Genomic DNA, 24430 nt, shown 5'->3' with positions numbered 1-24430 from the left:
GAGGAACGCCATCATGCAAAACTTTACGTACTACACCCCCACCCGAGTGGTCTTTGGCAAGGGAGAAGTGGAGCGAGTCGGGGAGCTGCTGCGCGCCGAAGGGGCCCGCAAGGTCCTCATCCACTATGGCGGGGAGAGCGCCCGCCGCTCCGGTCTGCTGGAGCGCGTGGAGCGTGCTGTGAAGGATCAGGGGATCGACTTTGTCTCTCTGGGCGGCGTGGTGCCCAATCCCCGGCTCTCCAAGGTGCGGGAGGGCATCACCCTGGCCCGGGCGGAGGGCGTGGACTTCATCCTGGCTGTGGGCGGCGGCAGCGTCATCGACTCGGCCAAGGCCATCGGCTACGGCATTCCCTACGAGGGGGACGTGTGGGACTTTTACAGCGGCACGGCTCAGCCGGAGCGGGTCTGCCCGGTGGGTGCGGTGCTCACCCTCTCGGCCGCCGGAAGCGAGATGAGCAATTCCTCCGTCATCTCGGACGAGGAGAATGGGCTCAAGTGGGGGCTCAACAACGACATCTGCCGCTGCCGCTTCGCGGTGATGGACCCGGAGCTCACCTATACCCTGCCGCCCTATCAGACGGCTTGCGGCGTGGTGGACATCCTCATGCACACCATGGAGCGCTACTTCACCCATGAGAAGGATACTGCCCTTACCGACGAGCTGGCCGAGGGTCTGATGCGCACTGTGATGGACTGTGGGCGCAAGGCCCTCCGGGACCCGAAGGACTACAATGCCCGGGCCCAGATCATGTGGGCGGGCAGCCTCTCCCACAATGGCCTGACCGGCTGCGGCACCGTGGGGGACTGGGCCAGCCACCGCATGGAGCACGAGCTCAGCGCCCTGTTCGACGTGGCCCACGGCGCGGGACTGGCCGCCATCTGGGGGAGCTGGGCCCGGTATGTATACCGGGAGGAGCCCGAGCGCTTCGCCCAGTTCGCGGTCAAGGTAATGGGCTGTCCCAATGACTTCCGTGACCCGGAGAAGACCGCCCTGGCCGGCATCGAGGCCATGGAGCAGTATTACCGGGAGATCGGTATGCCAACCTCGGTGCGGGAGCTGGGACACGACCTCAATGAGAGCGAGATCCAGCTGCTGGCCGAGAAGTGCGCCCGCCGCAACCCCAATCTGGGTGGCTTCAAGACCCTGAGTCAGGACGATATGATCCAGATTTTCCGCATGGCCCGCGGATAAATCGGTTACAATACCATCGTTTCCCTGGAGTTTTTCCGGGGAAACGATTTTTTTCTTGCGTATGGTGGAAAACTTGCAAAAATAGCTTGCATTTTGCAAGTGAACGTGCTAGATTAGAGGCAACGAAAGAAAACCTGCATCTGAAGCGCAGGAAAACAGGAAGAGGAGCGAGTATTCCATGACAGATAAGCAGCGTGTGGAGTTCGAGCATGGGCCCTACCGTTCGGAGCATGACTCCATTGGCGAGCGTGCGGTCCCCCGGGATGTGTACTACGGCGTGCAGTCCCTGCGGGCAGTGGAAAACTTCCCCATCACCGGACTGACCATGCACCGGGAGATCATCAACTCCATTGCCGAGATCAAGAAGGCCTCCGCCATCACCAACTATGAGATCGGCCTGCTGGACAAGAAGGTGGCCGACGCCATCGTCCGGGCCTGTGAGGAGATCGTGGAGGGAAAGCTCCATGAGGAGTTCATCGTGGACCCCATCCAGGGCGGCGCGGGCACCAGTCTGAACATGAACGCCAACGAGGTCATCGCCAACCGGGCCATTGAGCTGCTGGGCGGGGAGAAGGGTGACTACACCCTGGTCAACCCCAACGACCACGTAAACTGCGGCCAGTCCACCAACGACGTGTTCCCCTCCGCCGGAAAGCTGGCAGTGCTCAAGCTGCTGGTCCGGGCTCAGATCCAGCTAGAGCGTCTGTACACCGCTCTTCTGCAGAAGGCGGAGGAGTTTGACGACGTGATCAAGATGGGCCGCACCCAGATGCAGGATGCCGTGCCCATCCGCCTGGGCCAGGAGTTCCGGGCGTACAGCGAGGCCATCCGCCGGGACATCGCCCGCTTCGAGCGGGCCATGGACGAGATGCGCTGCCTGAATATGGGCGGCACCGCCATCGGTACCGGCCTGAACGCCGACGAGCAGTATCTCCGCCGCATCGTGCCCAACCTCTCCAAGGTGTCCGGTCTGCGGCTGGTCCAGGCATTCAACCTGATTGACGCCACCCAGAACCTGGACGAGTTTGTGGCGGTCTCCGGCGCGGTCAAGACCTGCGCTGTGAACCTCTCCAAGATGTCCAACGACCTGCGGCTCATGTCCTCCGGTCCCCGCTGCGGATTCGGGGAGATCAACCTGCCGCCCCGCCAGAACGGCTCCTCCATCATGCCCGGCAAGGTCAATCCGGTCATCCCCGAGGTGGTCAATCAGGTGGCCTTCAACATCATGGGCAACGACCTGACCATCACCATGGCCGCCGAGGCCGGCCAGCTGGAGCTCAACGCCTTTGAGCCCATCATCTTCTGGAACCTGACCCACGCGGTGGAGTTCCTGACCTATGCGGTGAGCACGCTGGTGGACAACTGCATCCAGGGCATCACCGCCAACCGGGATCGGTGCCGGGAGATGGTGGAGAACTCGGTGGGCATCATCACCGCCATCTGCCCCCATGTGGGCTATGAGGCGGCCGCCAATGTGGCCAAGAAGGCCATCCAGACCGGCCGCAGCGTCCGGACCATCACCATTGAAGAGGGCCTGCTGGACGAGGAGACCCTGAACAAGATCCTGGATCCCTACGCCATGACCGAGCCCGGCATCCCCGCCAAGGAGCTGCTGGACTAAGCGTCTCTCATTGGAACAAACGAAGCGCCTCCCCGGCCGGGGAGGCGCTTTTGTGTCTTGGCTCAGCTCAGCTTGTGAATCAGGATGGAGCCGTTAGTAAAGGTGGTGTTGGCCGTGTTGGTGACCAGAGTCAGCGTAGTAGTGCCGGGGATGGTCAGGGCCGTGGTATTGGCGAGCAGTACCGGTTTTCCGCTGGTGGCAATGGAGTTGGTCGCCAGGGAGCCCGGGACAAGGGTGCCGTTGGCATTGAGCTGTACGCTGGCCAGTGTGGGGGCGTCCGAAGAAGCCGCGTTGACCGTGTAGTGCACCTCATAGCTGCCAGGCTGGGTGAGGATGAAGTCACCGGAGCCGGCCGTATGGGTGATCTCGGTCCCCAGAACCATCTGGTTGGTGGGGAAAGTGAGGGCCGACCCGGCGGAGGCCGGCGTCTGAGCCGCCGGCGCGACGGCATAGAGGGCCTGAGGCGCTGGCGCGGTTCCGGTGGGACCGGTAGGACCGATGGGGCCGGTGGGGCCCGTGGCGCCGGTAGGACCGGGAACCGGAACGATGCTCACCGTGCACGGCTCCGGCCCGGGACAGGGACAGGGCGGAGGACAGCACGCGGGCGGACAGACAGGGGGAGGACATCCGAAACGGAAGTCTTTGTTCTGGTATACATTCATTGGGCATAACCTCCGCAGTATCCTATGCTCCGGTGTGCAGAGAGGTGCCAGCCGGGAAAGGGGGGCGGTATGACCGGTCCGGGAGGAGGCTTAAATATTCCTTAAATCCAGAGGGAGCTACTTGCGCAGATAGGGCAAAAGGTATAAAATGGAGCCAGTTTAAGGGAACAGGAGGTCATGATATATGGCGCTTTTGGATGATTTGAAGGTAAAAGCGGTGGAATTGACCCAGGTTGGCATGGCCAAGTCCAAGCAGCTGGCGGAGATCGCCCGGCTGAGCCTGGCCAACACCGGCGAGGAGGACAATATCCGCAAGGCTTATATTGAGATCGGAAAACTTTACTATGCAGAGCGGGGAATGGCGCCGGAGGCCGCTTACACGTCGCTGTGTGAGAAGATCACCGCGGCCAAGATCAACATTGAGGAAAACAAGGCCCGGATCGCCCAGCTGAAGGAAGAGGGGAGCATCAAGGACAGCGAGGTCGCCGCCGTGGTGGAGACCGAGATTCCCGCGGAGGAGCCTGTCATGACGGCAGAGCCCGAGAAGGAAGAGGAGTAAGCACCCTTCCAACAGCTAAGAAGAATTCATAGAAAAAGCGCCTGATGGAGTACCATCAGGCGCTTTTTAAACAGATTCAGACGGAATGGAAGAAGAGGATATTACAGGATGTGGCGGCCGTAGACATAGACGCGGCTGTAATAGCCGGAATTCAGGTTGTCGATCTTGACCGTGTATGTATTGGTGGAGGCGTGGATGAACTGGCCGCCGCCAATGTAGATGCCCACGTGGGAGACCGGCTTGGTGGTGTTGGCCTTGAAGAAGACCAGATCGCCGGGCTGAAGCTGGCTCTTGGAAACGGCGGTGCCGTTGGCCAGCTGATCGGTGGCGGTGCGGTTGAGGGTCACGCCGAAGTGGGCATAGACATACTTGGTGAAGCCGGAGCAGTCAAAGCAGTTGGGGCCGTTTCCGCCGTACACATAGGGGGTGCCCAGGAACTGCTTGGCATAGGCCACCACCTGCTCTCCCATGCTGGAGGAGGAGGTCGCCGTGGTCTCATTGCCGCGGGAGGTGGTCTCCTTGGTGGTGATCATATACTCGCTGCTGACATAGGCGGTCTTGCCGTTATAGTCGACCTTATACCAGCTGCCATCCACACCGATGATCTTGACGACGGTGCCATCAGCCAGAGAGGCGACCTTGGAAGCAGAGGTGGAGGGGGCGCTGCGCATATTCAGGGTAGAGCCGCCGGCGCTCACCTTGCCGTAACCGATGGCGGCGTCCGCCTTCTGGGAAATGGTGAGGTATTCGCCGGACATATAGCCCTGCACAGATTCATAATCGACCTTGTACCAGTTGTTCCCGGCGTCTTCCAGCACGATGACGGCGTCACCCTTGGAGGCGGTGGCCAGGATCGCGGAGTCGGTGCTGGCGGCGGAGCGCAGGCGGAGTGCGTCGGCCTGAACGGTGCCGACGCCCATGCTGGCGGCGGCAGCGCTGACCAGACAGGCACAAGAAACCGCCACGGTGACGGCCATAACGCGCAGGAACTTCACAGGCTGTATCATCGGTATAATCCTCCATTCAGTCAAATGCTGCCCGAAGGCAGTCCGTTTATCTTCTCATTCGTTTGGCATTTGGGTGGGTGGGGGTTATTTGTTGGAGAGGGCACGCTCCAGCCAGACGGCGGCCACATCCATGGCGGCGTAGAGGCTGTCCTTCTCGCTCTTCTTGACGACGCGGTCCCGGCTCTTCAGATCGGGATCGGTGAGCTGGAGCTGGACCACGACCTTGTTGGCCACATCCAGATCCTTGACCTTTTTGGTGCTCATGACCTGCATCATGATGATATATTTATCGGCCATGCTTCCGTAATAGATCAGATTATCTTTCCGGCGAAGGGGATGGCCCTTGTAGACCAGAGGAAACTTTTCGTCTGCCATTCTGTGCCTCCTGAAAATAAATTAAAAATTAAAAACTGTAACCGAATTGTAACACATTGTTTCCGAGTTGTCAAATTCTTATTTTATGTCAAGCATACCGGTAGGAGAACAGACATTATTTCAAAACCCAGCAGAAGCGGGAAAAAAGGCGAAATATTATGTCAATAAAAAAAGAACGCGGCCTCTTCCCAATTGGGCGGAGCCACGTTCTTTTTGGGGCAAAGTCAGCGCCTGAAATCGTCCCTCCGGCGAAGCAGAGCGCCCAGCGACAGGAGCAGGGCGGCGAGGATACACAGCGCTTCCAGCGCCATGGTCCAGGTCTGTCCGAAGAGGTGGACGGGCATTGTGTATTGCAGGCGCAGATACACGCAGTAGGAGCTGAGGGAGGCCAGTTGGGTCAGCAGGGCGATGGGAATACGCCGGCGGTCCCACACCGCCCAGACCAGGGTGACCACGTCGGCCAGGAAAAAATAGCGCTCGTGCATATAGGGGAGAAGAAAGGGGACCCCCAGTGCCAAAACGGCGGCAGCCGCCAGAAATTGTGCACCGGAGAAGCGGCTGCGGTGGAAAAGGAGCCATCCCAGCACAAAGAGACACAGGGCAAAGGCGGCCAGAATCCCGGACCGGGCCAGGGGCTGCTGCGCCACATCCACCCCGTAGGGGATCAGGGCGAAGAGGGAAGGGGCGTTGAACACCAGAGCATAGCTGTACTGTCCCGCCTGCTTGAAATAGACCCCCAGGATGTCGGCCAGCGGCTTGCCCAGCAGCAGGGCCGGGAGGACAGCCACCGCATAGGCGGCCGGAAAGACCAGCAAGTGGGAGAAGCGGAGCTTCCGCACCAGCCACAGCCCGCCCCAGAGGGGGATGAGGAAAATGGTCTGGAGCTTGAAGGAGAAGGCCACGGCCAGCAGTGCCACCGAGGTCTTTGGATGGCCCTCCCAGGCGGAGGCCATGGCGTGGAGGACCAGCGCACCGTACAGGGCGTCGCACTGTCCCCAGAAGGAGCCGTTGAGGACCACCGTGGGGAGGAGCAAAAGGAGCAGATAGGCCGTCAGGGGGGCGGGACCATCTTTCCGGCCGGACAGAGCCCCGACCAGCCGCAGACCGCCCCAGGCCAGAATCCCGTCAAACAGGATGGAAAAAAGCTTGATGGCATAGAGATCCGGGAAGGGGAGATAGGAGATGGCGGCCATGAAGTAGAGATAGGGCGCGTTGTAGTCGCCCACGGGCTCTTTGATCGCGGCAAAGCCGCCGTTCTCCCGGAAAAAGGCGGCCCACTGGGAGAGAAAGTCCCGGTAGTCGTAGGTGATATGATCCAGACACACCGCCCGCAGCAGCGCCGCCAGCGCCAGGACCAGAAAGGCCAGGGCCAATTTATTCCCCCCATATCCCGCCCGGCGGAGGGGGAGAAGGGCCAGCCCGGTCCACAGGAGCAGACAGAGACCGGTGATCCATCCGACGGCCGGTCCGCCCAGTGCCAGGGAAGAGCAGCGCCAGAGGACTCCGGCCAGCAGGAGCGCACCCGGGAGCCAGGGGAAAAGAAGCTGTGCCCGGGGCGCGGGAGAGGGGATTTTCGGCATAATATCACCTCAAAAACAGAAAAAAGTCCGGAATTTCTCCGAACTTTACAGATATAAAAATTGACTCTTTTGTACATCCGTGGTATAATAGAGCGCTATTACAAATAGAGCATCCGATTTCGATACCATCCCATGTTATAGTGAGTATAACAGTTTCCACGGTGCTCCGCAAGGGGCGGTGGAACACAATTCGCCAACAACTCCGTGTGTGTCATTTTGGAGGCAGGACCTCCGCTTTGGCGGAAATGACGGAGTGAGGACGAGAAAAATCGGAACCTGACGCAGAAACAGGGCTCTCCGGTCCTCTGGGGCGGGGAGCAGGTACGAAAAGTTTGGACGGCTGTCCGAACGACCGCCAGATGCTAAGGGAAAGGAATGGTCATTCAGAATGGTCACAGACAGGATCAAAGACGTCTACTATGGCAAGACCCTCCGCAAGAGCTTTGCCCGCCACAAGGAAATCCTGGAGATGCCGAATCTGCTGGAGATCCAGAAGAAGTCCTACCAGTGGTTCCTGGACAAGGGACTGCGGGAGGTCTTCAAGGATGTCTCCTGCATTACCGACTACGCCGGTAATCTGGAGCTGTCCTTTATCGACTACTCCATGGACGAACCCCCCAAGTACAACGTGGAGGAGTGCAAGGCCCGGGACGCCACGTACGCCGCTCCCATCAAGGTCCGTGTGCGCCTGCGCAACAAGGAGACCGAGGAGATCAAGGAGCAGGAGATCTTCATGGGTGACTTCCCCATCATGACCCAGGGGGGCACCTTCGTCATCAACGGCGCCGAGCGCGTCATCGTCTCCCAGATCGTCCGCTCCCCCGGCATGTACTACTCCCGCACCGCCGACAAGGCCGACAACGTCACCTACGCCACCACCGTCATCCCCTACCGGGGCGCCTGGCTGGAGTATGAGACCGACCTGTCCGACGTGTTCTATGTCCGCATCGACAAGAACCGCAAGCTCCCCATCACCTGCCTGATCCGTGCCGTGGGTCCCAAGACCGACGCCGAGATCATCGAGATGTTCGGCGAGGATCCCCGCATCCTGGCCACTCTGGAGAAGGACACCTGCAAGACCTATGAGGAGGCCCTGCTGGAGATCTACCGCAAGCTCCGTCCCGGCGAGCCCCCCACGGTGGACTCCGCCGAGAGCCTGCTCAACGCCCTCTTCTTTGACCCCCGCCGCTACGACGTGTCCGCCGTGGGCCGCTACAAGTTCAACAAGAAGATGTCCATGGGTCCCCGTCTGACCAACCAGAAGCTGGCCCTCCCCGTGGTGGATCCCACCACCGGCGAGATCATCGCCGAGCCCGGCGAGGTCCTCACCCGTGAGCGGGCCCATGAGCTGGAGGACAAGGGTGTCAACGAGGCCGTGGTGGATGTGGACGGCACCATGGTGCGCGTGTTCGGCAACCACATGGTGGACATGTCCAAGTTCGTGGACTTTGACCCCGAGGAGTGTGGCGTCACCGAGCGGGTGCGCTACACCGTGCTCATGGAGCTGATGAATCAGTTCTCCGGCGAGGAGCTGAAGGACGCCATCAAGGATCACCTGGACGACCTGATCCCCAAGCACATCATCGTGGACGACATCATGGCGTCTATCAACTACCTCAACGCCCTGGCCTTCGGCGTGGGCACCCCCGACGACATTGACCACCTGGGCAACCGCCGCCTGCGCTGCGTGGGCGAGCTGCTCCAGAACCAGTTCCGCATCGGCTTCAGCCGCATGGAGCGCGTCATCCGTGAGCGCATGACCATCCAGGATCTGGACATCGTCACCCCCCAGTCCCTCATCAACATCCGTCCTGTCACCGCCTCCATCAAGGAGTTCTTCGGTTCCTCCCCCCTGAGCCAGTTCATGGACCAGACCAACCCCCTGGCCGAGCTGACCCACAAGCGCCGTCTGTCCGCCCTGGGCCCCGGCGGTCTGAGCCGTGACCGCGCCTCCTTCGATGTGCGAGACATCCACTACTCTCACTATGGCCGTCTGTGCCCCGTTGAGACCCCCGAAGGTCCCAACATCGGCCTGATTTCCTACCTCTCCGCCTATGCCCGGGTCAACCGCTTCGGCTTCATCGAGGCTCCCTACCGCAAGGTGGACAAGGAGACCGGCCGGGTCACCGACGAGATCCACTATATGACCGCCGATGTGGAGGACGAGTTCACCATCGCCCAGGCCACCGAGCCCATGGACGAGAACAACTGCTTCGTCAACGAGCGTATCACCTGCCGTCACCGCAACGAGATCGTCTCGGTGGCCGCCAACCAGGTGGACTACGTGGACGTGTCCCCCCAGATGATGTTCTCCGTGGCAACCGCCATGATCCCCTTCCTCCAGAACGACGACGCCAACCGTGCTCTGATGGGCGCCAACATGCAGCGTCAGGCCGTGCCTCTGCTGACCACCCAGGCCCCCATCGTGGCCACCGGTCAGGAGCACAAGAACTGTGTGGACTCCGAGGTCGCCATCCTGGCCGAGGAGGACGGCGAGGTCGTGAAGGTCTCCGCCCAGTATGTCTCCGTGCGCTATCAGAACCTGGGCCTCAAGGAGTATAAGCTCATCAAGTTCCTGCGCTCCAACCACGGCACCTGCATCAACCAGCGTCCCATCGTCAAGGCCGGCCAGAAGGTCAGCAAGGGCGAGGTCATCGTGGACGGCCCCTCCACCTGCAACGGCGAGATCGGCCTGGGCAAGAACATCCTCATGGGCTTCATGACCTGGGAAGGTTACAACTACGAGGACGCCATCCTGCTCAACGAGCGCATGGTCAAGGAGGACGTCTTTACCTCCATCCACATCGAGGAGTATGAGACCGAGTCCCGCGACACCAAGCTGGGCCCCGAGGAGATCACCCGGGACATCCCCAACGTGGGCGAGGATGCCCTGAAGGACCTGGACGAGCGCGGCATCATCCGCGTGGGCGCCGAGGTCCGCTCCGGCGACATCCTGGTGGGTAAGGTCACCCCCAAGGGCGAGACCGACCTCACCGCCGAGGAGCGCCTGCTGCGCGCCATCTTCGGTGAGAAGGCCCGCGAGGTCCGTGACACCTCCCTGAAGGTGCCCCACGGCGAGAGCGGCATCATCGTGGACGTGAAGGTCTTCACCCGCGAGGCCGGCGATGAGCTCTCTCCCGGCGTCAACGAGGTGGTCCGCGTCTACATCGCCCAGAAGCGTAAGATCAGTGTGGGCGACAAGATGGCCGGCCGCCACGGTAACAAGGGTGTTGTCTCCCGCATCATGCCCCAGGAGGATATGCCCTTCCTGCCCGACGGCACCCCGCTGGACATCGTTCTGAACCCCCTGGGCGTGCCTTCCCGTATGAACATCGGTCAGGTGCTGGAGGTCCATCTGGGCTACGCCGCCAAGACCCTGGGCTGGAAGGTGGCCACCCCCATCTTCAACGGCGCCGACGAGAAGGACATCGCCGAGGTCCTGACCATGGCCGGCCTGTCCCCCGACGGCAAGAGCTGGCTGTACGACGGCCGTACCGGCGAGCGGTTTGACAACCGCGTCACCGTGGGCTATGTGTACTTCCTCAAGCTCCACCACCTGGTGGACGATAAGATCCACGCCCGTTCCACCGGCCCCTACTCCCTGGTCACCCAGCAGCCTCTGGGCGGCAAGGCCCAGTTCGGCGGCCAGCGCTTCGGCGAAATGGAGGTGTGGGCTCTGGAGGCGTACGGCGCGGCCTACACCCTGCAGGAGATCCTCACCGTCAAGTCGGACGACGTCACCGGCCGTGTGCGCACCTACGAGGCCATTGTCAAGGGCCACAACGTGCCCAAGCCCGGCGTGCCCGAGTCCTTCAAGGTTCTGGTCAAGGAGCTGCAGTCCCTGTGCCTGGATATGAAGGTGCTGGACGAGAACGGCGCTGAGATCGAGCTCAAGGATGACGAAGAGGACAACTACCAGCCTGATCGCATCCGGGACGACGACGACTTCTACAGCTACCGCGAGGGCGACGCTGAGTCCGAGTTCGCGGCCGCCGGCTTCACCCTGAAGGCCGAGAGCGACGACGACGACCTGGCTGTGAGCGACGACGAGAGCGTCGCGTCTGACGACGACGCGTTCCTGGACGACCAGGACATGTAAGAGAGAGGGAGGAACGATCTATTCTATGAGTTACGCTGAGTTTGACGCCATCCAAATCGGCATTGCCTCCCCGGAGAAGATCCGTGAGTGGTCTTACGGCGAGGTCAAGAAGCCGGAGACCATCAACTACCGCACCCTCAAGCCCGAGCGCGACGGCCTGTTCTGCGAGCGCATCTTTGGCCCCACCAAGGACTGGGAGTGTCACTGCGGTAAATATAAGAAGATCCGCTATAAGGGCAAGATCTGTGACCGCTGCGGCGTCGAGGTGACCCGCGCCAAGGTCCGCCGTGAGCGCATGGGCCACATCGAGCTGGCCGCCCCTGTGTCCCACATCTGGTACTTCAAGGGCATCCCCTCCCGGATGGGCCTGCTGCTGGACATCTCCCCCCGTATTCTGGAGAAGGTGCTCTACTTTGCCAGCTATATCGTCACCGATCCCGGCTTCTCTCCTCTGGCCAAGAACCAGATCCTCTCCGAGAAGGAGTACCGCGACATGCGGGAGAAGTACGAGGACGACTTCGAGGCCGGCATGGGCGCCGAGGCCGTGAAGAAGCTCCTGCAGGACATCGATCTGGAGCAGCTCTCCGAGCAGCTCCGGGCCGAGCTGAAGGACGCCTCCGGCCAGAAGAAGATGCGCATTGTCAAGCGCCTGGAAGTGGTGGATGCCTTCCGGATCTCCGGCAACAAGCCCGAGTGGATGATCATTGACGTGCTGCCCGTCATTCCCCCGGAGCTGCGCCCCATGGTGCAGCTGGACGGCGGCCGCTTCGCCACCTCTGACCTGAACGACCTGTATCGCCGGGTCATCAACCGCAACAACCGCCTCAAGCGCCTCATCCAGCTCAACGCGCCCGACATCATCGTGCGCAACGAGAAGCGGATGCTCCAGGAGGCGGTGGACGCCCTCATCGACAACGGCCGCCGCGGCCGTGCCGTCACCGGCGCCAACAACCGCGCCCTCAAGTCCCTGAGCGACATGCTCAAGGGTAAGCAGGGCCGCTTCCGCCAGAACCTGCTGGGCAAGCGCGTGGACTACTCCGGCCGTTCCGTTATCGTGGTCGGCCCCGAGATGAAGATCTACCAGTGCGGCCTGCCCAAGGAGATGGCCATTGAGCTCTTCCGTCCCTTCGTCATGAAGAAGCTGGTGGAGGACGGCGTGGCCAACAACATCAAGTCCGCCAAGAAGATGGTGGACAAGGGCAAGGCCGAGGTGTGGGACGCCCTGGAGTTTGTCATCAAGGAGCATCCCGTCATGCTCAACCGCGCCCCCACGCTGCACCGCCTGGGCATCCAGGCCTTTGAGCCCGTGCTGGTCGAGGGCCGCGCCATCAAGCTCCACCCCCTGGTGTGTACCGCCTTTAACGCCGACTTCGACGGCGACCAGATGGCCGTTCACGTCCCCCTGTCCGCCGAGGCCCAGACCGAGGCCCGGGTGCTCATGCTCTCGGCCAACAACCTGCTGCGGCCCCAGGACGGCGGCCCCGTCACCGTGCCCACCCAGGACATGGTGCTGGGTTCCTACTACCTGACCTTTGAGCGCTATCCCGCCCACGACAGCGAGGAGGTCTATGAGGACTGCGCGGCTGTCCGCGCTGCCCTGGCCGAGGGGAAGATCACCGTGGCCGATATGGTGTGGGTGAAGAATCCCGGCTCTCTGGACGACATCCCCACCGTGGCCGACATCGCCGCCAACACCCCCGACGGGGAGCTCCCCCGGGAGTGCCTGCCGGTGTACGGCAGCGACAATGAGGCCCGCCTGGCCTATGACGAGGGCGAGCTGGAGCTGCACGTGCCCATCATGGTCCGCCGCAGCATGGAGGTCGACGGCGTGGAGCAGCACAAGATGGTGCGCACCACCGTGGGCCGCCTGATCTTCAACGAGGGCATCCCCCAGGATCTGGGCTTTGTGGACCGCACCAACCCCGAGACCATGTTCGAGCCCGAGATCAACTTCATCACCGGCAAGAAGCAGCTGGGCAAGATCATCGACAAGTGCATCACCAAGCACGGCTTCACCGTTTCCGCCGGCGTGCTGGATACCATCAAGGCCAAGGGCTACAAGTTCTCCACCCGCGGCTCCCTGACCGTCTCCATCTACGACATGACCATCCCCGAGAAGAAGTACGGCATGATCGCCGATACCGAGAAGGAGATCGTCAAGATCGAGCGCCAGTACAAGCGCGGCTTCCTGACCAACGAGGAGCGCTACCGCCTGGTGGTGTCCGCCTGGGAGAAGACCACTGCCGACGTGTCTAACGCCCTGATGGAGGGCCTGGACCGCTACAACCCCATCTGGATGATGGCCGACTCCGGCGCCCGTGGTAGCTCCGCTCAGATCCGTCAGCTGGCCGGTATGCGCGGCCTGATGGCCGATACCTCCGGCCGTACCATCGAGATCCCCATCAAGTCCAACTTCCGTGAAGGTCTGTCCGTGCTGGAGTACTTCATCTCCGCTCGAGGCGCCCGTAAGGGTATGGCCGATACCGCTCTGCGTACCGCCGACTCGGGTTACCTGACCCGCCGTCTGGTGGACGTGTCCCAGGAAGTGATCATCCGCGAGCACGACTGTGGTACCGACGACGGCATCATGGTCTCCGAGATCAGCGAGAACGGCCAGGTCATCGAGACCTTCGGCGAGCGACTCAAGGGCCGCTATCCCGTGGAGGACATCTGCGATCCCAAGACCGGCGAAGTCCTCATCTCCAAGGACCGCATGATGGTGCCCGACGACGCCGCCATGCTGGAGGAGCACGGCATCCACGCCGTGAAGATCCGCTCCGTGCTGACCTGCCGCGCCCGCAGCGGAGTATGTTCCAAGTGCTACGGCATCAACCTGGCCATCGGCGAGCCGGTGGGCGAGGGCGAGGCCGTCGGTATCATCGCCGCTCAGTCCATCGGTGAGCCCGGTACCCAGCTGACCATGCGTACTTTCCACACCGGCGGCGTCGCCGGCGGCGATATCACCCAGGGTCTTCCCCGCGTCGAGGAACTCTTCGAGTCCCGTCGGCCCAAGAAGATGGCCCAGCTGGCCGAGATCGGCGGCCGGGTATCCATCGAGGAGACCAAGCGCAATTCCATGTGCAACCTGAGCATCACCGCCCCCGACGGCGAGGTGGTCACCTATCCGCTGCCCTACAGTGCGGGCATCCGCGTGAAGGACGGCGAGACCGTGGAGAAGGGCTTCGCGCTCACCGAGGGCGCCCTCTATCCCCAGGACGTCATCCGCATCCGGGGCGTCCACGCGGTGTACGACTACCTGATCCGCGAGGTCCAGAAGCCCTACCGTCAGCAGGGCGTTGACATCAACGACAAGCACATCGAGGTCATCTGCCGTCAGATGATGCGCAAGGTGCGGGTCGAGGACGCCGGCGATTCCAACCTGCTCTCCGGCTCCACCGTGGAGCTCATCGAGTTTGAGGACGCCAAGGAGGCGGTCCAGAAGCGCATCGACGCCGGCGAGACCAACGACGGCATGGAGCTGCGTCTCCCCACCGCCACCCGCCTGCTGATGGGTATCACCAAGGCCTCTCTGGCCACCGAGTCCTTCCTGTCCGCCGCCTCCTTCCAGGAGACCACCAAGGTCCTCACCGAGGCCGCCATCAAGGGCAAGGTGGACCACCTGCTGGGCCTGAAGGAGAACGTCATCATCGGTAAGCTCATCCCGGCCGGCTCCGGTCTGTCGGTCTACCGCAAGTATGACAAGATCGAGGACGAGTGCACCTGCGGCTGCGAGCATGAGCACAGCCACGAGGAGAGCGTCCCCGAGCAGGCCGATGAGATCGTCGGCATCGCCCCCATGGAGGAGGAGATCCTCTCCATCACCATGGATGAGGGCGCGGAGGACTGATCGCACAGCCCATTGATCTGACTGTTTATCAAAAGGCTCCGGAGCCATGCTCCGGGGCCTTTTGTCCGTCTTGAAAAGACGCATGGGTCGCCCAAAGAGAGAAAGAACACTCCATCCGGCGATTTGACGGGGAAAAGCGTGGAAAAAGGAGAAAAAAACAGAGCTTTTTTGCTTGACGGATGGGGTTTCCTATGCTATAATTCAAAATCGCGCAGGTGTACCTGCCGCAGACAGGAAATACCCCGTTATGCGGTGTTTCCAAGTGCAACGACAGGAGGCGTGCATGGTGCTGACTCAACTGAAAACAGGCCCCAAGGTCGTGGGTGTGAAGCAGACCAAACGCGCGCTGGGCGACGGCAGAGCGGCCAGAGTTTTTCTGGCAGAAGACGCCGATCCCCGTGTCATTGAACCGGTAGAGACCCTCTGCCGGGAGCGCGGTGTACCTGTGGAGCGCGTGCCCCATATGAAGGAACTGGGCACGGCCTGCGGCATTGCGGTGGGTTCCGCCGTGGCCGCACTATTAACTGGGTTTTAACGGAATCATCTTCGGAGATTCGGTTAAAATAATACAATCAACCCATTAAGAAAGGAGGAACTACTCATGCCTACTTTTAATCAGCTCGTGCGCAAGGGACGTCAGGCTGCGACCTACAAGTCCAACTCTCCCGCCATGCAGTACGGCCTGAACACCCTGAAGAATCGTGAGACCGATCTGCCCTCTCCCCAGAAGCGAGGTGTCTGCACCGCGGTCCGTACGGCTACTCCTAAGAAGCCTAACTCCGCTCTGCGTAAGATCGCTCGTGTGCGTCTGACCAACGGCTACGAGGTCACCGCCTACATTCCCGGTGTCGGCCACAACCTGCAGGAGCACTCCGTGGTCATGATCCGCGGCGGCCGTGTTAAGGACCTGCCCGGCGTTCGTTACCACATCATCCGCGGCACTCTGGATACCCAGGGCGTCAATGGTCGTATGCAGGCCCGTTCCAAGTACGGCGCCAAGCGTCCCAAGGCCGGCAAGGGCGGCGCGAAGAAGTAATCTTCCGCAGGGATGCATGCACACCGGCGCGGAATGCGCCACATTTGAATTGCATTGTGCGCTTACGCGCAAGGCAAATCGCCTTGCCGAGCGTTTACCATATAGGGTAGACCTCGGACAGGCACTGGACAAGCAGGCACTTGTCTTTACACGGGCCGCATGAGCGGTTCGAGTACCTATGAAATCATACTATGAAGGAGGGAAGCAAAGTGCCCAGAAGAGGTAATGTACCCAAGCGGGAGGTTCTGCCTGATCCGCTTTATAACTCCGTCCTGGTGACCAAGCTCGTCAACAGCATCATGCTGGATGGCAAGAAGGGCGTGGCCCAGAAGGTGGTCTACAGCGCTTTCGATATCATCAAGGAGAAGACCGAGAAGGATCCTCTGGAGGTCTTCACTGCCGCTCTGGAGAACATCATGCCGTCCCTGGAGGTCAAGGCCCGTCGTGTCGGCGGCGCCACCTATCAGGTGCCCATCGAGGTTCGTCCCGAGCGCCGTCAGACCCTTGGTCTGCGCTGGCTGACCAATTACTCCCGCGCCCGCAGCGAGAAGACCATGAAGGAGCGTCTGGCTGGCGAGATCATGGACGCCGCCAACAACCTGGGTTCCGCTGTCAAGAAGCGCGAGGACACCCACAAGATGGCCGAGTCCAACAAGGCCTTCGCTCACTACCGCTGGTAAGGAGGGTAACAGCATATGGCTAGAAAGGTTACCCTGGAAAATACCCGCAACATCGGCATCATGGCTCACATCGATGCCGGTAAGACCACTACCACCGAGCGCATCCTGTTCTACACCGGTGTTAACTACAAGATCGGTGAGACCCATGATGGTACCGCCACCATGGACTGGATGGCTCAGGAGCAGGAGCGCGGCATCACCATCACCTCCGCTGCTACCACCTGCTACTGGAAGGGTTCCAAGGATCAGTTCCCCCAGACCCGTATCAACATCATTGATACCCCGGGTCACGTGGACTTCACCGTCGAGGTGGAGCGCTCCCTGCGCGTGCTGGACGGCTCTGTGACCGTTATGTGCGCCAAGGGCGGCGTTGAGCCCCAGTCTGAGACTGTGTGGCGTCAGGCCGACCACTACAAGGTCCCCCGCATGATCTACGTCAATAAGATGGACATCATGGGCGCTGACTTCTACAACGTGCTGAACATGATCCACGACCGCCTCAAGTGTAACGCCGTGCCCATTCAGCTCCCCATTGGCTCCGAGGATACCTTCAAGGGCATCATCGACCTGGTGGAGATGAACGCCGACATCTACTACGATGATCTGGGCAAGGATATGCGCGTGGAGGAGATCCCCGCTGACATGCTGGAGCTGGCTCAGGAGTACCGCACCAAGCTCATCGACGCTGTCGCTGACATCGACGACGAGATCATGGAGCTGGCCCTGGAGGAGCAGCCCGTCCCCGTGGAGAAGATCCGCGCTGCCCTGCGCCACGGCACCATCGAGAACCTGCTGGTTCCCGTGACCTGTGGTACTTCTTACAAGAACAAGGGTGTGCAGAAGCTGCTCGACGCCATCGTCGACTTCATGCCCTCCCCCCTGGACATCCCCGCCATCAAGGGCGTGGATCCCGACACCGAGGAAGAGGACGAGCGTCCCGCCGACGACTCCGCCCCCTTCTCCGCGCTGGCCTTCAAGATCATGACTGACCCCTATGTGGGCCGTCTGTCCTTCTTCCGTGTGTACTCCGGTACTCTGAGCACCGGTTCTTCCGTGCTCAACTCCACCAAGAAGCAGAAGGAGCGCATCGGCCGCATCCTGCAGATGCACGCCAACCACCGCGAGGACATCGAGGTTGTGTACTCCGGCGACATTGCCGCCGCCGTGGGTCTGAAGAACACCACCACCGGTGATACCCTCTGCGATGAGAAGGCTCCCATCATTCTGGAGTCCATGGAGTTCCCCGAGCCCGTTATCCGCGTCGCCATCGAGCCCAAGACCAAGGCTGGTCAGGAGAAGATGGGCCTGGCGCTGGTGAAGCTGGCCGAAGAGGACCCCACCTTTAAGACCTACACCGATGAGGAGACCGGTCAGACCATCATCGCCGGCATGGGCGAGCTCCACCTGGAGATCATCGTCGACCGTCTGCTCCGCGAGTTCAAGGTCGAGGCCAACGTGGGCGCGCCCCAGGTTGCCTACAAGGAGACCATCAAGAAGTCTGTCGAGCAGGATACCAAGTATGCCCGTCAGTCCGGCGGTAAGGGCCAGTACGGTCACGTCCGCATCAAGATCGAGCCCAACGAGCCCGGCAAGGGTTACGAGTTCCTCAACGAGATCACCGGCGGCGTCATCCCCAAGGAGTATATCCCCGCGGTCGACGCCGGTATCCAGGGCGCCATGCAGGCGGGTATCCTGGCCGGTTACCCCGTCGTGGACGTGAAGGTCCACCTGACCTTCGGCTCCTACCACGAGGTCGACTCCTCTGAAATGGCGTTTAAGATCGCCGGTTCCATGGCCTTCAAGGAGGCCTGCCGCAAGGCTGACGCCGTGCTGCTGGAGCCTGTGATGAAGGTTTCCGTCATCGTGCCCGACGAGTATCTGGGCAACGTGATCGGCGACCTGACCAGCCGCCGCGGCATGATCCAGGGTCAGGAGAGCCGTCCCGGCGCCACCCAGGTGGATGCCCTGGTGCCTCTGGCCAGCATGTTCGGCTACGCTACGGACCTGCGTTCTTCCACTCAGGGCCGCGGCCAGTACTCCATGGAGCCTCACAGCTATGTGGAGATTCCCAAGAGCATTGCTGAGAAGATCATTGCTGAGCGCGGCCGCAAGGACGCTGAGTAAGCAGGTCTAAAAATGAGGTTGCATTTTATCCATTCCTAGGATAAAATAGCATCATCATCCCATCTTTTTCAATGTATTTGATTTGAATTTAAGGAGGATATCAAACATGGCTAAGCAGAAGTTTGAGCGCACTAAGCCCCATGTCAACATCGGCACCATCGGCCACGTTGACCACGGCAAGACCACCCTGACCGCCGCCATCACCAAGTACCTGGCTCTGAAGGGTCAGGCTCAGTACGAGGACTACTCCAGCATCGATAAGGCTCCCGAGGAGCGCGAGCGCGGCATCACCATCAACACCGCTCACGTTGAGTACGAGACTGACGCTCGTCACTATGCTCACGTTGACTGCCCGGGCCACGCCGACTATATCAAGAACATGATCACCGGTGCTGCCCAGATGGACGGCGCTATCCTGGTTATCGCTGCTACCGACGGCCCCATGGCTCAGACCAAGGAGCACATCCTGCTGGCCCGTCAGGTCGGCGTGCCCGCCATGGTCGTGTTCCTGAACAAGTGCGACCAGGTCGACGACGAGGAGCTGCTGGAGCTGGTTGAGATGGAGGTCCGCGAGACCCTGTCCAGCTATGAGTTCCCCGGCGATGACATCCCCGTCATCAAGGGTTCCGCTCTGAACGCTCTGACCTGCGAGGGCGGCGTGGACGATCCCGACTACGCCTGCATCAAGGAGCTGATGGACGCTGTCGACAGCTACATCCCCACTCCTGACCGCAAGGCTGACCTGCCCTTCCTGATGCCCGTCGAGGACGTCTTCACCATCACCGGCCGCGGCACCGTGGCCACTGGCCGTGTTGAGCGTGGCCAGATCAAGATGGGCGAGGAAGTCGAGATCGTGGGTCTGTCCGACGAGAAGAAGAAGACCACCGTTACCGGCATCGAGATGTTCCGCAAGCTGCTGGACTACGCTGAGGCTGGCGACAACATCGGCACCCTGCTGCGCGGCATTGCCAAGACCGACATCGAGCGCGGTCAGGTTCTGTGCAAGCCCGGCTCCATTCACCCCCACACCAAGTTCGTGGGCCAGGTGTACGTCCTGAGCAAGGACGAGGGCGGCCGTCACACCCCCTTCTTCAACAACTATCGTCCTCAGTTCTACTTCCGTACCACCGACGTGACCGGCGTCATCACCCTGCCCGAGGGCACCGAGATGTGCATGCCCGGCGATAACGTCGACATGAAGGTCGAGCTGATCACCCCCATCGCCATCGAGAAGGGCCTGCGCTTCGCTATCCGCGAGGGCGGCCGTACCGTTGGTTCCGGCGTCGTCATCGACATCGAGGAGTAATTTAAGCTCTTTCAGAGCGGCGGTCCTTAGGGACCGCCGCTCTTTTTTTACCGAATGGCTGGGTGGACAGACTTTGACAGAAACTTGCCCTTTCCATCAAATTATGATACACTGTGTTTCCTGGAAATCAGATTATGAGTCTTTGGAAAGGAGTCGAATCAGATGTCTGCTACACCCATTCCATCGCCCAGTGCAACCGCTGGACCGGTGGATGAGATTTTGGATACCGCGGGAAGTTCCGTCACCGATGTGATCAATGAAGTGGTTGATTCCACCGGACTGGCCCCCATCCTGAAGGATTTTACCGGACTGACCCCTGCAAGACTGATCTCATTGGCACTCCTGATCGTATGCTGTCTTGCCGTGATCAAAGTGATCCAGCACTTTTTGAATCGGATTTTGGAGCGCGGGAAGATCGAAAAGAGCCTGCATACCTTTTTGCGGACCAGTGTGAACATCCTGCTCTGGTTCCTGTTTGCGCTGATTGTGGCCAGCGCCCTGAACATCGACGTGACCTCTCTGGTGGCCGTGTTGAGCGTGGTCGGCCTTGCCATTTCCCTGGCCGTACAGGGGAGCTTGTCCAATCTGGCGGGAGGGATCCAGGTCCTGCTGTCCAAGCCCTTTAAAGTGGGGGACTACATCGAGACCAACAGCGTCAGCGGAACGGTGGCGGAGATCAGCATGTCCCACACCAAGCTGGTGACGGTGGATAACAAGATCATTTTTGTGCCCAACAGTGAGATCTCGGCGGCCAAGATCGTCAATTATAACGCTCAGGAGAACCGCCGGGTGGATCTGACCTTCAATACCTCCTATGATGACACCACGGAGGCGGTGATCGGGGCCATTCGGGGTGTGATCGACGCCCATCCGATGGCGCTCTCCGATCCGGAGCCCTTTGTGCGCCTGTCGGCCTTCCGGGACAGCTCGGTGGAATATACGGTGCGGGTGTGGTGCCGGACGGAGGATTACTGGTCTCTCTATTTTGACCTGCTGGAGCAGGTACGTGCGGCCTTTGACCGCGCGGGGATTGATTTGACCTATCCGCATCTCAACCTCCACGTGCTGGAGGGGAAGAGCGGATCGGAAAGGAGTTCATAATCACATGACAAAAAATCGCGCCCTGAACCAGGGATTGCAGCTGCTGCTGGCGGCGGAAGGGCTTCAGCTCCTGCTGGGCCTGGCCAATCTGGTGGGATTGACCCAGCTGTTCTTCTCCGGATTTTTGAGCCTGGGATGCATGGCGATGACACTGGCGGGGCTGTACACCCTGCGCAGTGTTGACGGATCCTATCAGCTGGCCTTCCACTTTTCCATTGCCAATGTGGTTGTGGTCTTTGCCGGTTCGATCGCGGCCTCCATTCTGGGAGTGATGATCACCCTTGAGATCCTTCCGGTACTGGTGCTCCTCCTCAGCTGCATCGCACAGATCCTGGTCTGTCTGGTGGTCCGCTTCTGCTGCCGGGCCACGTGCGGACAGCTGATGGAGCGGAGAGCGGACGGCCTGGCGGCGCAGGGAGAGCAGGCGGCGCTGCTCTATATCATCGTAACCGCTGTGGCGGTCTTCAGCTATGTGCTGAGCCTGCTGCCCACGCCGGTCGGCGTCATGCGCTTTGTGACCATCCTGGCCAATGTGCTGCTGCTGACGGCCATGGGAATGTACGTCAAATTCCTCTTTTTGAGCATGAAGACCCTTGCGGTGGAATAGAAAAATGTTCCAGGAACTCGTTCCTGGAACATTTTTTATGGAATTTTCAGGTAGGCATGGTCAGGCCGTGAATAAAGCCGCCCAGTGCGTTGGACAATACGTCCCCGCCGATCACGGTGTTTCGATAGAGGAGCAGACCGGCCTGAACACCGCTCTCTCCCGTTGGATAGTTGGTGACGGCATACGTATAGCGTTTGACCCGCTTTCCGCGGTATTTGGTCAGGTCAAAGCCCTGTTGTGCCTGAAGATCCAGATATTGGGTGTATGTGTCGTCAAATTCGTCCGGGATCTGCAGTTCCTCCACCGAGATGGGCTCGGGTGAGACCTCCCAGCCATAGGAGGCCAGATAGGCGATCCGATCCTCGTTGGTTTTGATCCCCTTGCTGCTGACCGTGGCGGAGGCCTCCGCATCCTGTGTCTGCAAAGCCGCCACACCTGTCAGCACACAGCCGCAGATCAGCACGGCGGCCGCAACGCCGGCGACGATGCGCCCCCGGCTGAGCCGAGTCGTCCAAATAAACACAGCGCAACGCTCCTTTCCATTCTTTGTCTCTATGGATATGTGCACCCGGAAAAAAATATGATACAATAGCACCGATTGGATCTCGCGCCGGAAGGCGATGGAAGAAACGGAGCAAGGAACATGGAACGACTGGATAAGATCCTCTCTGGCACGGGACGCTGGTCCCGGCGGGAGGTCAAAGAGCTGGTGCGCGCCGGCCGGGTGACGGTGAATGGAAGCAAGGCGCGCTCTGCGGAGGAAAAATACGACCGGGAGGGGCTGGTGCTGGAGGTGGACGGCCTCCCGGTCTCCGGGGAGAAGTACACCTATCTCATGCTGCACAAGCCGGGAGGGGTGGTCTCTGCCACCGAGGACCCACGGCAGAAGACCGTGCTGGATCTGCTGCCGCCCCACCTGAAGCGGATCGGGCTCTTTCCGGCCGGGCGGCTGGACCGGGATACGGAGGGACTGCTGCTGCTGACCAATGACGGGGCGCTGGCCCACGATCTGCTCTCCCCGCGCAAGCATGTGGACAAGACCTACTTTGTGCGGGTTGACGGGGTCCTGAATCAGGAGGACTGCGCCGCCTTTGCCGCCGGGATGAAGCTGGAGGATGGACTGGAATGCCTGCCCGCCGGTCTGGAGCGCCTGGAGCGCCCGGATGAGGGGATCGTCACCCTGCGGGAGGGAAAGTACCACCAGATCAAGCGGATGCTGGAGGATCGGGGGAAGCCGGTGGTCTATCTCAAGCGTCTGACCATGGGTCCTCTGGTGCTGGACCCGTCGCTGGAGAAGGGACAATGGCGCCCTCTGTCAGCGGAGGAAGTACAGGCACTGCGGGAGCATGGGCCCCGCGCGGGCAGAAAGGAAACGCTGTAGTTCGGCATTTTCCACAAAAAACTTTACACAACCTATTGAAAAGAGAAAAAAAAGCCGCTATAATAGTTCCATATGAGTGAAATGGTAGAAATGCGTGTGAATTTTTGAGAAGGGTTCCCAACGCAAGTACAAAGTTTAGGGGGGCATTGTAAATGTCTAGCAGGATTTTTCAAAGCGTCGTTCTCCAAATGAAGGACAGCACGGACCGGGCCATCGGCGTGATCGACTCCGAGGGAACGGTGGTCGCCTGCAACGAGCTTACCTGCATTGGCGAGCGTTGGCCTGGTGTGGTAGAGGCGGTCAACAGTGGTGAGGGCAACGCCGTGGCCTATGAGGGCCGCACCTTCAAGACCCTGACCGGCTGGGGCTCCCAGTTTGACTATGCCGCCTTTGTCCGTGGAGATGACGCCGAGGCAAAGCTGGTGTGCTCCATGGCGGTGGTGGCCCTCAATGGCGCCAAGACCTATTATGAGGAAAAGCACGACAAGGCGACTTTTATCAAGAATATTATTTCGGACAACATTCTTCTGGGCGATATCTATGTCCGGGCCAAGGAGCTTCATTTTGTCTCCGAGCTGCCCCGGGCCGTATTCCTGATCCGTCAGGTGGAGAGCAATGATGTGGCCGCCATCGACGTGGTGCAGAATCTCTTCCCCGACAAGCAGACCGACTTTGTGCTCTCCATCAGCGAGACCGATGTGGCTCTCATCAAGCAGCTCAACGAGGGGACCGAGGGCAAGGACCTCTACAAGATCGCCAAGCAGGTGGAAGAGGCCATCACCGAGGAGCTCAACATCAAGGTAGTCATCGGTATCGGCACCATCGTGGGGCACATCCGGGATCTGGCCCGCGCCTACAAGGAGGCCCAGGTGGCCATCGAGGTGGGCAAGGTCTTTGACACTGAGAAGTCCATCATCAACTACGAGAACCTGGGTATCGGCCGCCTGATTTATCAGCTGCCCACCACCCTGTGTGAGATGTTCCTGCAGGAGGTCTTTAAGAAGAATCCCATTGACGCGCTGGATCAGGAGACCCTCTTTACCATCAACAAGTTCTTTGAGAACAACCTGAACGTGTCCGAGACCGCCCGGAAGCTCTTCGTCCACCGGAATACCCTGGTCTACCGCCTGGAGAAGATCAAGAAGCTCACCGGTCTGGACCTGCGGGAGTTCGACGACGCCATCACCTTCAAGGTGGCCCTGATGGTCAAGAAGTACCTCATCTCCCGCGGCATCGACAACTGAGCATGAGAA

At 60.5% G+C, this 24430-nt stretch carries 19 protein-coding genes; 14 read left to right on the top strand and 5 right to left on the bottom strand.

Going from position 1 to position 24430, the window contains the following annotated elements; all coding sequences use genetic code 11:
* Positions 1-13 precede the first annotated feature (13 nt).
* Both I2C21_RS03270 and I2C21_RS03265 read left to right on the top strand, forming a co-directional pair.
* Positions 14-1192 (top strand): iron-containing alcohol dehydrogenase, encoded by a 1179-nt coding sequence (locus I2C21_RS03270; RefSeq protein ID WP_193536202.1) that lies wholly within the window; start codon positions 14-16, stop codon positions 1190-1192.
* Positions 1193-1370: 178 nt separating this feature from the next.
* Positions 1371-2813: an aspartate ammonia-lyase gene (locus I2C21_RS03265; protein ID WP_186962926.1), complete on the top strand. Its 1443-nt coding sequence runs from the start codon at positions 1371-1373 to the stop codon at positions 2811-2813.
* A 62-nt stretch (positions 2814-2875) separates the two neighbouring features.
* Here the strand turns inward: I2C21_RS03265 and I2C21_RS03260 are convergent, their stop codons facing one another.
* Positions 2876-3367 (bottom strand): BclA C-terminal domain-containing protein, encoded by a 492-nt coding sequence (locus I2C21_RS03260; protein ID WP_195278466.1) that lies wholly within the window; start codon positions 3365-3367, stop codon positions 2876-2878.
* Positions 3368-3659: 292 nt separating this feature from the next.
* Between I2C21_RS03260 and I2C21_RS03255 the strand changes: the two genes are divergently transcribed.
* Positions 3660-4034 (top strand): serine proteinase, encoded by a 375-nt coding sequence (locus tag I2C21_RS03255; RefSeq protein WP_101693872.1) that lies wholly within the window; start codon positions 3660-3662, stop codon positions 4032-4034.
* A 101-nt stretch (positions 4035-4135) separates the two neighbouring features.
* On the opposite strand, the gene I2C21_RS03250 is transcribed toward I2C21_RS03255, so the two are convergent.
* The 3 genes from I2C21_RS03250 to I2C21_RS03240 form a co-directional block, all read right to left on the bottom strand.
* Positions 4136-5041, bottom strand: coding sequence for a C40 family peptidase (locus tag I2C21_RS03250; protein WP_195278465.1), 906 nt, complete (start codon positions 5039-5041; stop codon positions 4136-4138).
* Between the two features lie 84 nt (positions 5042-5125).
* Positions 5126-5416: a hypothetical protein gene (locus I2C21_RS03245; RefSeq protein ID WP_101693870.1), complete on the bottom strand. Its 291-nt coding sequence runs from the start codon at positions 5414-5416 to the stop codon at positions 5126-5128.
* A gap of 224 nt (positions 5417-5640) precedes the next feature.
* Entirely contained in the window at positions 5641-6996 is a 1356-nt protein-coding gene (locus I2C21_RS03240; RefSeq protein ID WP_286167187.1) for a putative hexosyltransferase, read from the bottom strand.
* 388 nt (positions 6997-7384) lie between these two features.
* Between I2C21_RS03240 and rpoB the strand changes: the two genes are divergently transcribed.
* From rpoB to I2C21_RS03195, 9 genes are all read left to right on the top strand, one after another.
* Positions 7385-11095 (top strand): DNA-directed RNA polymerase subunit beta, encoded by a 3711-nt coding sequence (gene rpoB / locus I2C21_RS03235; protein ID WP_101693869.1) that lies wholly within the window; start codon positions 7385-7387, stop codon positions 11093-11095.
* A 25-nt stretch (positions 11096-11120) separates the two neighbouring features.
* On the top strand, positions 11121-14942 hold the full coding sequence (gene rpoC, locus I2C21_RS03230) for a DNA-directed RNA polymerase subunit beta' (RefSeq protein WP_235964155.1): 3822 nt from the start codon (positions 11121-11123) through the stop codon (positions 14940-14942).
* A 286-nt stretch (positions 14943-15228) separates the two neighbouring features.
* The gene (locus I2C21_RS03225; protein ID WP_101694023.1) at positions 15229-15477 is read left to right on the top strand and encodes a ribosomal L7Ae/L30e/S12e/Gadd45 family protein; all 249 of its coding nucleotides are present in this window, start codon (positions 15229-15231) and stop codon (positions 15475-15477) included.
* 66 nt (positions 15478-15543) lie between these two features.
* The gene (rpsL, locus tag I2C21_RS03220) at positions 15544-15978 is read left to right on the top strand and encodes a 30S ribosomal protein S12 (protein ID WP_101693868.1); all 435 of its coding nucleotides are present in this window, start codon (positions 15544-15546) and stop codon (positions 15976-15978) included.
* A 209-nt stretch (positions 15979-16187) separates the two neighbouring features.
* Entirely contained in the window at positions 16188-16658 is a 471-nt protein-coding gene (rpsG, locus tag I2C21_RS03215) for a 30S ribosomal protein S7 (protein ID WP_180956904.1), read from the top strand.
* A gap of 15 nt (positions 16659-16673) precedes the next feature.
* Complete coding sequence (gene fusA, locus I2C21_RS03210; protein WP_101693866.1) at positions 16674-18782, top strand: elongation factor G; 2109 nt, start codon at positions 16674-16676, stop codon at positions 18780-18782.
* Positions 18783-18888: 106 nt separating this feature from the next.
* A complete protein-coding gene (gene tuf, locus I2C21_RS03205) occupies positions 18889-20088 on the top strand; it encodes an elongation factor Tu (RefSeq protein WP_101693865.1) in 1200 nt (399 codons plus the stop codon).
* Positions 20089-20250: 162 nt separating this feature from the next.
* Positions 20251-21189, top strand: coding sequence for a mechanosensitive ion channel family protein (locus I2C21_RS03200; RefSeq protein WP_195278464.1), 939 nt, complete (start codon positions 20251-20253; stop codon positions 21187-21189).
* A 4-nt stretch (positions 21190-21193) separates the two neighbouring features.
* Entirely contained in the window at positions 21194-21796 is a 603-nt protein-coding gene (locus I2C21_RS03195) for a hypothetical protein (protein ID WP_195278463.1), read from the top strand.
* 46 nt (positions 21797-21842) lie between these two features.
* Here the strand turns inward: I2C21_RS03195 and I2C21_RS03190 are convergent, their stop codons facing one another.
* Positions 21843-22319, bottom strand: a complete 477-nt coding sequence (locus I2C21_RS03190) for a DUF4830 domain-containing protein (protein WP_195278462.1) — start codon at positions 22317-22319, stop codon at positions 21843-21845.
* Positions 22320-22439: 120 nt separating this feature from the next.
* On the opposite strand from I2C21_RS03190, the gene I2C21_RS03185 reads away from it, so the two are divergent.
* Together I2C21_RS03185 and I2C21_RS03180 are read left to right on the top strand one after the other, a co-directional pair.
* The gene (locus I2C21_RS03185) at positions 22440-23177 is read left to right on the top strand and encodes a pseudouridine synthase (protein WP_186962919.1); all 738 of its coding nucleotides are present in this window, start codon (positions 22440-22442) and stop codon (positions 23175-23177) included.
* A 152-nt stretch (positions 23178-23329) separates the two neighbouring features.
* Positions 23330-24421, top strand: a complete 1092-nt coding sequence (locus I2C21_RS03180; RefSeq protein ID WP_101693860.1) for a PucR family transcriptional regulator — start codon at positions 23330-23332, stop codon at positions 24419-24421.
* The last annotated feature ends 9 nt before the right edge of the window (positions 24422-24430 follow it).

The organism is Clostridium sp. J1101437_171009_A5, assembly GCF_015547905.1.
In the GTDB taxonomy this organism is placed as follows: Bacteria; Bacillota; Clostridia; order Oscillospirales; family Oscillospiraceae; genus Pseudoflavonifractor_A; species Pseudoflavonifractor_A gallinarum.
Note: the sequence above shows the minus strand (reverse complement) of the source record. Positions and strands in the feature narration are given on the sequence as shown.